This is a genomic window from Streptomyces carminius (genome assembly GCF_002794255.1).
GTDB classification, from domain to species: Bacteria; Actinomycetota; Actinomycetes; order Streptomycetales; family Streptomycetaceae; genus Streptomyces; species Streptomyces carminius.
Window position 1 is genome coordinate 1 of the sequence record NZ_PGGW01000035.1, and the last position, 1,173, is coordinate 1,173.

Consider the following 1,173-nt stretch of genomic DNA (forward strand, 5'->3'; position numbering starts at 1 on the left):
CTCCCGGGCCGCGCTGAGCCTGGAGAACGCCCGGCGCTACACCGCCGAGCTGCGCACCGTCGAGAGCCTCCAGCGCAGCCTGCTGCCCCCGGAGGGCGCGGACCTCGGCGCGGCCGAGTCGGCGGGCAGCTACGTCCCGGCCGGCACCGCGGCGGGACTGGGCGGCTGCTGGTACGACGTCATCCCGCTGTCCTCCGCCCGGGTCGCCTTCGTCATCGGCGACGTGGCCGGACACGGACTGGCCGCCACCGCCACCATGGGCCGGCTGCGCACCGCCGTGCAGACCCTGGCCGACCTGGACCTCTCCCCCGAGGAACTCCTCACCCACCTGGACGACCTCGTCGTCCGCCTCTCCGCCACCGAACCGCAGCCGGACCGGGCGGACGGCGACGGCAGCGGCGGCGTCGTCGGCGCGACCTGCCTGTACTGCGTCTACGACCCGGTCACCGGCCGGTGCGTCATGGCCAGCGCCGGGCATCCGCCGCCCGTCGTGGCCGGTGCGGAAGGACAGACCCACTGCGTGGACCTCAAGCCGGGTCCGGCCCTGGGCGTGAGCGGCATGCCCTTCGAGCCCGTCGAGCTGCACCTCGCCCCGGGCAGCGTGCTGGCCTTCTACACCAACGAGCTGGTGGCCCACCACCAGGGCGCCGGGCAGGACCAGATGAGGCTGCTGCGCACGGGGATGGACACCGCCATGTCGGACCACGGCTCCCCGGCGGACATCGGGCGCACCCTGCTGGACCATGTCCTGACCGAGCCCCCGGCCGACGACGTGGCCCTGCTGGTGGCCCGGGTGCGGGCCCTGCCCGAGGGGGCCACCGCCGCCTGGCGGTTCACCGCCGACCCCACCGTCGTCGCCCGCGCCCGCCAACTGGCCACCGACCGGCTCACCGGCTGGGGACTGGAGGAACTGACCTTCACCACCGAGCTCATCGTCAGCGAACTGGTCACCAACGCCGTCCGCTACGCCGGCTCGCCCGTCGAACTGCGCCTGATCCGCGACAAGACACTGATCTGCGAGGTCTCCGACCCCAGCCAGACCCAGCCCCACCTGCGCCGCGCCCGCCTCACCGACGAGGGCGGCCGCGGCCTGTTCCTCGTCGCCCAGCTCGCCCACCGCTGGGGCAGCCGCTACACCGCCTCCGGCAAGACCATCTGGACCGAACAACCCCT

General features: G+C 74.3%; 1 protein-coding gene. It reads left to right on the forward strand.

Going from position 1 to position 1,173, the window contains the following annotated elements; genetic code table 11:
• The coding region (locus CUT44_RS08885; protein WP_158239585.1) for an ATP-binding SpoIIE family protein phosphatase at nucleotides 1-1,173 on the forward strand (1,173 nt) is incomplete at both ends.